A 9155-nucleotide genomic window follows, 5' to 3' on the forward strand; every position below is an offset into this window, starting at 1 on the left:
ATTCGTAATTAAGAAAGAATTGGTATGAAGCATTGAGTGGAGACAATGATTCAATTCAAATCCTACTTTCTGTTCCTGGCTGAATGCATATTAGGGCGTATTTGTAGAATACGTTAAGTCCTACAGCAATTCCTAAACTGCTTCGACTACAAGGCTCTTGCTGACACGATCTTGTAATCTGGCTTCGATCGCAATTTTCAGAGTTGCTGTACTACTAGAACAGGAACCGCAAGCACCTTGCAGTACAACTTTAACGCGATCGCCTTCTACATCATATAGTTCTACATCTCCCCCGTCTGCAATGAGTACGGGTCTGACTTCTTCATCGAGAACCTTTTGAATTAGAGCAATCTTTTGGACGTTTGTTAGCGCTCGTTCCTTAGATGTAACAATTTCTGTGGCAACTTGTACGCCGTAATTGTTGAGAGCAGGTGAGGCGTATTCCTGTTGAACTGATCTTATTATATCATCGATGTTTGCCAGACAGGAACCGCATCCGCCACCAGCTTTTACATAATTTGTTACTTGCTCGGTATCCGTGAGATGATTTTCTAGAATCACCCGACGAATCTTAGACTCGCTGATGCCAAAGCAACTGCAAACTAATGCACCTTCATCATCATCATCGTGGGTAGCTAGAGGGATGCCACGATAATTGTAGATAGCGGCTTCTAGCGCTTCTTGTCCCATGACAGAGCAATGCATCTTTGCTTCTGGTAAACCACCCAGGTAATCTGCAATGTCTTTATTGGACACTTTCAGGGCTTCATCTAAGGTTAAACCTTTGACCATTTCGGTTAATGCACTAGAAGATGCGATCGCACTAGTACAACCAAAGGTTTGAAAGCGAGCATCTAGAATCTTATCAGATTCTACTTCCACTTTCAGGTGCAATCTCAGAGCATCGCCGCAAGCAATGCTGCCGATTTCTCCCGTTGCAACCTTAACTCCAACTTCGCCCGTTTCTTCAATTTCTCCCTGATTTTTGGGATCGTAAAACAGTTCTAATACTTTATCGGTGTAGTCCCACATAATGAATTTTAGATTTTAGATTTTGGATTTTAGATTGGGGGATTGGGTGCTGGGTATTGGGAAAATTCTTCCTTAATTCCCAGTCCCTAATCCCCAGTCCCCAGTCCCTAACGATGCGCTAGTGCTTGTTCTTGTCCTTGCAACCAACCTGCATCATCATTTTTGAAGGGTGAGAGGGCGCGTAAACGTTCTACAATACTGGGCATTACCTCTATTACTCGATCGATTTCGGCTTCTGTAGTGTAGCGACAAAGACTGAAGCGGATGGAACCGTGCAAAGTTGTGTAGGGTAAACCCATTGCCCGCAGAACGTGGGAGGGTTCCAGAGAACCGGAGGTGCAAGCAGAACCGGATGATGCACAGATACCGTATTTGTTCAATAACAGTAGAATTGCTTCACCTTCGATGTACTTGAAGCCGATATTGGTCGTGTTTGGCAATCTCTGCGTAACGTCACCGTTGACTACACAATTGGGAATTGTAGCTAGTAAAGTTTGTTCGAGGCGATCGCGCAGCTTTCTTTCTCTTGCCGTCGCTTCTTCTAAGTGTAACAGTTCTAGTTCCGCAGCTTTGCCCAAGGCGATAATTGCTGGAACATTCTCAGTTCCCGCCCTACGTCCGCGTTCTTGGTGTCCCCCAAGAATGAAGGGACGGAACCGAACCCCGCGACGGATATATAAAGCACCAATTCCTTTGGGGCCGTGGAGCTTGTGACCAGACAGGGTTAACATATCCACGGTGCTAGTCTTCATATTTAAGGGGATTTTTCCCACTGCTTGCACCGCGTCTACATGGAAGATAGCGCCAGATTCTTTGACGCGCAACCCAATTTGCTCAATCGGGAAAATCGTGCCGGTTTCGTTATTAGCATACATAATTGTCACCAAGGCGGTGTTACCCGTCAAGGAAGCTTCTAGTTCATCTAGATCCAGCTGCCCTTGATGATTTACTGATAGATAGGTAACACTATAACCTTGGGTTTCTAATTGTTTGCAGACATTGAGTACTGCGGGGTGTTCAACTTGGGTGGTGACGATATGTCGCTTTTCTGGTTGCGCTAACAGTGCGGCTCGAATCGCCGCGTTATCTCCCTCAGTACCACAACTTGTGTAGACAATTTCTGACTCATCGGCTCCCAGGATGGCTGCAAGTTGTTCTCTTGCGGTTCTCACTGCTTTACCAACTTGCCCACCAAAGGTATGCATACTGGAGGGGTTGCCGTAATAATCTGTGAGGTAAGGTAACATTACCTCTATAACTTCTGGGTCTACCTTAGTGGTGGCATTATTATCGAGATAGATGCAGTTATTTTGCATTGTTGTCTTCAATTACGAATTACGAATTACGAATTACGAATTATTTGGGGTTGGCGCTTTTGCAACTGTTCGGAGTATTTCTGAGAATAGGTGTTAAACCAACGTTCCCAGTAATCTTGTTTATTTGTTAATTTAGCGACTACGCGGTTGTAATTGGTAAACCAGCCTTCCCAATAATCGCTAGGCTGCTTAACGCAACCGTCGCAGGTGGGACAACCAGCTTTACACTGGGGCATGGTATGAATACTACCAATACAGTTTGTACAAAGTTCAGGGTCAATCCAGTGCTGTCCGTCAACCACTTTAACTGCATTTGTGGGACATACCGTTAGACAGAGATTGCAGGAAATACACTGGCTAGTAAGAATTTTGTAAGCCATGATTTATTCTCCTTTTTGGGGATTGGTTACTGGGGATTGGGTACTGGGTACTGGGTACTGGATACTTGATACTGGGTATTGATTGGGAAAATTCTTCCTTAATTCCCAGTCCCCAGTCCCTAATCCCTAATTCCCTAATTCCTTAACGTATTGCTCGTAAAACTCCAAAGCAACCTTTTCAATTACGTCGTAAGCTTCAACAGCCTGTATTCCAGCTTCTTGCAATTTTTCTTGAGGACTGTTACCAATCTTGGAGACTAAAACTGCTTTGCAATCTGCGATCGCTTTCATAATATGCTCAAAAGAAGCTTCTTCGCCGTATCCACCTTGGCAGTATTGGTCAATTTTGCGATGACCGACAAAACGAACTTCATTACCACCCACTTCGTAAATTTGGAATTCTTTGGCATGACCGAAGTGTTGGTTAACTAATCCGCCGCCTTTGGTTGCGACTGCAACTAAAACTTTCGGACTGTTGGCAATTTTCTTACCAGCTAGTGCCTTATCTTTGGCTACTTTAAGTTCTTCTTTAAACTTCTCAATTCCTTCGTGAACAGTAGCGCGTTGTTCCATGTCATATTCGGGAGCCATTTCCAAGAATTTCTCTTTGGAAAATTCTTGGCTGCGGTCTTCTCCCAATAATCCGACTGCATCGGCACGGCACTGGCGACAGTGACGCATCATTTTCATGTTACCAGAGCAGTTGTCTTGAACTTCTTTGAGTTCTTTGGGTGTGGGGCCGCGTTGACCGGTTAAACCGAAGTGTGTGCCATGTTCTGGTGCAGAAATCAATGGCATGATGTTGTGCAAGAATGCACCTTTTTCACGGATGACTCGATTCACTTCAACTAAGTGATGGTCATTAATTCCGGGAATCATCACCGAGTTGACTTTGCACAAGATATCAGCATCTTTCAGGGCTTGCAATCCTTCCATCTGTCTTTCGTGGAGAATTCTTGCGCCTTCAATACCTCTATAGCGCTTGCGTCTGTAGTGAACCCAAGGATAAATCTTAGCACCGATCTCTGGATCTACCATGTTAATGGTGATCGTCACGTGATCTATATTTAATTGTTTAATGCGATCGATGTAGTCTGGCAGCATTAAACCATTGGTTGATAAGCACAGCTTGATATCTGGTGCTTGGGCTGCAATCAACTCAAATGTGCGGAAAGTTTTTTCTGGGTTCGCCAATGGGTCGCCAGGGCCGGCAATTCCCACAACTGTCATTTGCGGAATCTTACCACCAATGACCAAAGCTTTGTGTGATGCTTCTTCTGGTGTTAGCAATTCGCTAACTACTCCAGGACGGCTTTCGTTAGCGCAATCATATTTGCGGTTGCAATAGTTGCATTGAATGTTGCAAGCTGGTGCAACTGCAACGTGCATCCGGGCGTAGTGGTGATGAGCGTCTTCGCTGTAGCAGGGATGTTTAGCAATGCGTTCTTGGAGCTTTTCGTCTCTTTCCACGGTGGCGCTGCTGTTGCTGTCGCAGCCGCAATCACCGGATTTTGCTTGGGTTGGCGATTCCGTAGCGTTGGAGTTGAGGAGTCGTGTAGACGATGATGTCATTGAATTTCGCAAAAAGGTCGGTGGACTCGGCTGCCACTGTGGGAGATGCTGTTGCTGCTCTTTCATGCCCAGAATTGAAGTCGCGTCTTCCACACTGCCTGCAAACCCTTGGGTTCGGGTAACTTGTTTTCAAGTAAAGCAGGCGATAGATATCTGATGTTCGGCTGGTGTGTGTCAACGTTCGGTTCTTGGGTAGAATTGGTGCTTACAGCCGCGACTTCTCTTCACTTCAGGCATGGTGCTATGTCATCCCTCCACTCACCCTTCGCTTTGTTTTGTTTCAGAGCGTTGGGTGATTGGCGATATAAGATTTATAGCAGCCGTCTCCCAGCCAGATATTGCGTCTCTCTAGGATAGAATTTATTGGATTTATTACTTTTGTACTCAAACACTAAAAACCCTAATTCTTCAAGCATTACAAGAATTAAAAAAGTTTTTTTCAGGTAGGGGTTCTAGTATTTTTTGGTTGGGGTTCTAGTGTTTCTAGATGGGGGTTCAGGATTTCTTTGTACTCAGCCAAAACCCAATCCCAGCAAGGAATTAAACTAACTTTAAACTGGGTTTGGGTTATTTAAATGTGTACTCAGGTTGCCCTCAAGTTCCGTCAAAAGCAGTTAATGCCAAGGGTTTGAGGGTGAAAAACTGGAGTAGTCTATATCGTTCTACTCCAGTAACGTGCGAAATTCAATTCTGTATCTAACATATCATTTTTTTGAGGGTAAAAATGCAATTCATATTTTTTTAATTTTTGCTTTGACAATCATATTCAGTTGTGGTTGTAAGTCTTGTCTGATAAGCGATGTGAGGTAATGAAAATAGGTGTGTTGCTGCATATCATTTTCAAAAAACTTAACTTTTAACTCTTTTTTTTCATTCCCACAATGAGGAGATGGGTAGGAAACTGTCGGATTTTGTGTTTAAGAGAAACAACAAACTATAATCTAACATGATTGTGCGATCGCAATGAATTTTCTGAATTGCTCACTACAAACCTTAGGTTATTTTGCTTGCTCGTCTTCAAGAAAGTATTTAATGAGTGAGTAAGCTTTTCTAAGCTTTTGCGATCGCCTCCGGTGGGCGGTTACACCAAGAGCAAAACCCCCACTCAACGCTTTTAGCGATGCCTACAGCAGCAAGCTACGAAGGATTGCATCAAGCACAATCGCCTGTCTTATACCAAGACCTTCCCTCTTCAATAACTTTAAAATCTGTAGCGCTTATCCCATATAGCTTAGAGCTTTTCAAGCATGCCATTCGGTTTAGCCCTAATGGATTTGCTTTTTTAACCAAAATATCAATAATATTAAGAGGCTATAAAATGCTATAGAACTTCTCGTTTACGTGAGGTAAAGTTGTAGGGGCACGGCAGTGCCGTGCCCCTACACCCCGCGATATAATGTTGTACCGCATCTGAATGGGAACCGCTATAAGTAACACGATTGAAAAATACCTGAAATTATTCAAGGATTCTCCAAGACCCACTGAATCATCAAGACTTTTAGAGGAGATGAACAAGGAATTTGAGGCATCACCTCCTTCAGTTAGCGAAGTGATTCAGGAGTTGGAAAAATATGCTTCAAATCCAGAAGATTATCCTGGGGCTTGGTTTGTCATGATGGCAGCATGGAATAACCTATCAAAGGATTACATACCTATACTTTGTCAAATCCTCAATGATGAGAGTAATAATGGTCTTCATGAATCAGTTGTTGAACTTTTGGATGTATTGCGCGATGAAAGAGCAATTCCTGCATTATCCAAGGCATTGACATACCGATGGTCTTATGATGAATGGCTCAATGTGCCAAGAAAGTCTCTCCTAGCATTAGCAGAAATCGGAACTCCTGAAGCGAAGATGATTATAGAGTCGGCAGCTCAATCCCCTGAAGAGCTAATTAGTGAAGATGCAAATCTGATATTAGACGATTGGTAAATTAATTAATCCACCAAGTATAAAATGCAAACAATACCTATATACAAACAGCCATGAAACCAAAAATAACTATCCAAGAACTATTTGCCCCACAGCCTTTTGATCCCCCAGCCCCTCTTGAAAAGCAAAGCTGTTTCATTCCCTCAAAGGCTCAAAAAAGACTTGTGTTCTGAACGAAAGCACTTGTGTTCTGAACAAAAGCACTTGTGTTCTGAACAAAAGCACTTGTGTGTACACCGTAGCCGAGAAGGGGGTACAGCCGGGATACGTGCAAGTGCGATTCGTTGTAAAGTTATGTAAACAAAAACTCTACAACCCCTACCAGAACTACCTTCACAATTTCTCAAGCCAAAACTAAGAGCTTGTCATCATCCAACAAATTCGGCACAGTCTCCATATCAATCAAGTAATCGCCGAAACGCTTGATATGACTTGTCATATAAGGACTCAACGCTGCCACATCTTCACGAGTAATCAAATAACCAGACTTCAGCAAATCCCGCAAAACCTCAGTCAAATCCACAACATTGTGAAAGATCGCAGCATTAGCAACCAAATCATTATATTTAACAATCTTCTCCTGCTCAATTGGGTCATTATTAGCAATAACCCCAAAACCACCGAAGAAAAACCACTTCGAGAAACCATTATAAGACTCAACAATATTCGTTGCCGCAGTAATCTGTTGTCTCAACTTCATATCCGAAATATATTGCAACAGAAATACCGTCCTGATTACCCGTCCTAACTCCTGAAAAGCCTGGTATAATCTGTTTTTCCGACTATAATTTCCCAGCTTTCGTAACAGCACTGCACTCGAAATCTTGCCAGTTTGAATCGACAGCACAACCTGTAAAATATCCTGCCAATGGTTTTGAATTTTCTCCCAATCAATCGCATCTTTGAACAAAGAATCAATATGCTTGTAAACCGTATCATTATCAGGGCGAAAGAAATTTAAATCCTTCCAATTCCGAATCCGGGGCATTAACTTAATCCCCAACATATGTGACAGAGCAAACACAGGCGTTGATTGTCCTTGAGTATCTGCGTGAATCGTATGAGGCTGAATATCAGAAAGATTTTTCAACAAACCCTCAATAATATAAACAGCCTCCCAAGTCCCACAGGAAATAAAATGACTAAATAGCGCCACATAGGTATCGGAAACATGATGGTAAGCAATCCCTCCGTAGCCACCATAGCGGATATGATACTCAGAGAGGAAATTTTCTTCATAGAGTTCATACTTAGTCCCATCCGCCGCCGCCGTTGTCCCGTCACCCCAAATACTCGGAAGCTTTAAAACATTTAAGGTATTAAATCCTGGCAACTCATATCTATTTTTAATTAGTTCGGCAATAGCGACATTCATTAAATCGGCAGGATTATCCATCACCTGGGCTGATTCATTCACCGCAGATACCGCTAAATGTAGCGCAGTTTGATTAAAAGATTTAACTTGAAGATATTCGCGGATAGCTGTTCGATGTCGGTACATTGTTTTGTTATTTTCATAACCTAAAACAATATCAAGAGCAATTTTTACATGACTACGAATATGGTTAATGATTTTCAGTGGGATATCTGCAATCGATGGGAAATAACCCAGTCTTTGGAATGATTTTAAGATGATGAGCAGGCTCAAAATATTACTTTCACCTTTCGTCGTATTGTAAGCGAAAGCAATTTCGGATTTAGTTGGAGTATAAATCTCAGTAAGTTCTTTGGTGGTAAATTGGCGTTTGAATCTAGGGTAAGCAGTACGTTCAATTGATGTCACTTTGGTATTGATGGCTTGTCCATAATGGTATTACTTTTATAGATATAAACTGTTGCGCCTACAAATTGCACTATCTCAACATGTAATCTTTAAGTGCTTAACAAGTTAAAATATGCGGACTCAATTTTTCTTGGGTGGCTTGGTTTGAGATTCAGAATCATTTGATTCTTTGTATGTCTTGCCACAGTAAGGACAAAAACGAAACTTCAAAGACGTAATCGGCTCGTTGCAGTTAGCACAACTATTGCGTAAACGAGTACCGCAAAGAAAACAACATTGCGATCGCACTAATAACCAAATTTCCTCTGGCGGAGTCCCAGGTTGCCAGCAGTCAGGGCAGAACTTGAGGGAATCGGACGCTCCTATCGGTGTACCACGAACAGCAGCATCAAGATACTCGCTTGGAATTTGCAATGCATAAGCTAACCCACGCTGACTTTTGCTATTGAGTTTGGTAGTCATAGCGCGTTCAATCTTACCCAGACTTTGAAGATGAATTCCGGCAATGAGAGCAAGTTCAGTTTGACTTATGCCCAAGCTGGTGCGTATTCTTTTGACGTATAGAGCCAGCGATTCTTGGGGTTTAGGGGTGTTATCCATCAAAAAAGTATGTCATACTCCCGACTAGAGGCGATTACTCGGTTATTGCATAGAAGTGGAGCTAGAGTTGGGCAATTACTAACATTGGAGTTATCACAGATAAATCAACCGCAACGTAAGTTTCAGGTAGTGGGTAAAGGTAACAAACAACGTTGGTGTTTTTATAGTGAAGATGCAGAGATTGCTTTAAATAAGTATATTATATTTTATATTATCGCCATGCAGATTCAAGAGCATTATTCACAGCCCAACACCCGACAACTAAAGTGATAACGCCCCTTAGTTATCGAGCTGTGAATGCAAATTGGAAAGAAGCGATTGGGCAAAGCCAGGATTTGATTGGCATTCGACTGCATGACCTCCGACATACCTTTGCAACTGAACGGGTGGGACTAATGGGGATTGAAGAGTTACGGGCATTGATGGGACACCAGAATATCCAAACGACTTTACGCTATCAGAAAGTAACTAGTTCTAGAGCAGAGTCAGTAGCGAAAATGGCTTTAGACAATTTGATAAATGATATATAAAATACAGGT

8 protein-coding genes and 2 pseudogenes are annotated in these 9155 nt (G+C 42.5%); 3 read left to right on the top strand and 7 right to left on the bottom strand.

Going from position 1 to position 9155, the window contains the following annotated elements:
* Positions 1–132: 132 nt before the first annotated feature.
* From nifU to nifB, 4 genes are all read right to left on the bottom strand, one after another.
* Positions 133–1032: a Fe-S cluster assembly protein NifU gene (gene nifU, locus CDG79_RS23705; RefSeq protein ID WP_094344323.1), complete on the bottom strand. Its 900-nt coding sequence runs from the start codon at positions 1030–1032 to the stop codon at positions 133–135.
* Between the two features lie 107 nt (positions 1033–1139).
* Positions 1140–2348 carry a cysteine desulfurase NifS gene (gene nifS / locus CDG79_RS23710; RefSeq protein ID WP_094344324.1) on the bottom strand — a complete coding sequence of 403 codons (1209 nt, stop codon included), beginning with the start codon at positions 2346–2348 and terminating at the stop codon, positions 1140–1142.
* A 26-nt stretch (positions 2349–2374) separates the two neighbouring features.
* A complete protein-coding gene (locus CDG79_RS23715; RefSeq protein WP_094344325.1) occupies positions 2375–2728 on the bottom strand; it encodes a 4Fe-4S binding protein in 354 nt (117 codons plus the stop codon).
* Between the two features lie 126 nt (positions 2729–2854).
* Positions 2855–4300 carry a nitrogenase cofactor biosynthesis protein NifB gene (gene nifB / locus CDG79_RS23720; protein ID WP_189525102.1) on the bottom strand — a complete coding sequence of 482 codons (1446 nt, stop codon included), beginning with the start codon at positions 4298–4300 and terminating at the stop codon, positions 2855–2857.
* 1507 nt (positions 4301–5807) lie between these two features.
* On the opposite strand from nifB, the gene CDG79_RS23730 reads away from it, so the two are divergent.
* Complete coding sequence (locus CDG79_RS23730) at positions 5808–6233, top strand: HEAT repeat domain-containing protein (protein WP_094344327.1); 426 nt, start codon at positions 5808–5810, stop codon at positions 6231–6233.
* A gap of 343 nt (positions 6234–6576) precedes the next feature.
* Here CDG79_RS23730 and CDG79_RS23735 read toward each other — a convergent pair.
* From CDG79_RS23735 to CDG79_RS23740, 3 genes and pseudogenes are all read right to left on the bottom strand, one after another.
* Positions 6577–7554 (bottom strand): annotated as a pseudogene (locus CDG79_RS23735) (transposase); the annotation flags it as partial.
* A pseudogene (locus tag CDG79_RS44920) lies at positions 7555–8016 on the bottom strand (DUF4158 domain-containing protein); the annotation flags it as partial.
* Positions 8017–8136: 120 nt separating this feature from the next.
* Complete coding sequence (locus CDG79_RS23740; protein ID WP_094344329.1) at positions 8137–8616, bottom strand: double zinc ribbon domain-containing protein; 480 nt, start codon at positions 8614–8616, stop codon at positions 8137–8139.
* 9 nt (positions 8617–8625) lie between these two features.
* On the opposite strand from CDG79_RS23740, the gene CDG79_RS43970 reads away from it, so the two are divergent.
* Both CDG79_RS43970 and CDG79_RS43975 read left to right on the top strand, forming a co-directional pair.
* The gene (locus CDG79_RS43970) at positions 8626–8886 is read left to right on the top strand and encodes a hypothetical protein (protein ID WP_223278281.1); all 261 of its coding nucleotides are present in this window, start codon (positions 8626–8628) and stop codon (positions 8884–8886) included.
* The gene (locus CDG79_RS43975; RefSeq protein WP_262985820.1) at positions 8883–9146 is read left to right on the top strand and encodes a tyrosine-type recombinase/integrase; all 264 of its coding nucleotides are present in this window, start codon (positions 8883–8885) and stop codon (positions 9144–9146) included. The genes CDG79_RS43970 and CDG79_RS43975 overlap by 4 nt, the downstream gene beginning before the upstream one ends.
* The last annotated feature ends 9 nt before the right edge of the window (positions 9147–9155 follow it).

This window comes from Nostoc sp. 'Peltigera membranacea cyanobiont' 232 (assembly GCF_002245985.1).
Lineage (GTDB): Bacteria > Cyanobacteriota > Cyanobacteriia > Cyanobacteriales > Nostocaceae > Nostoc.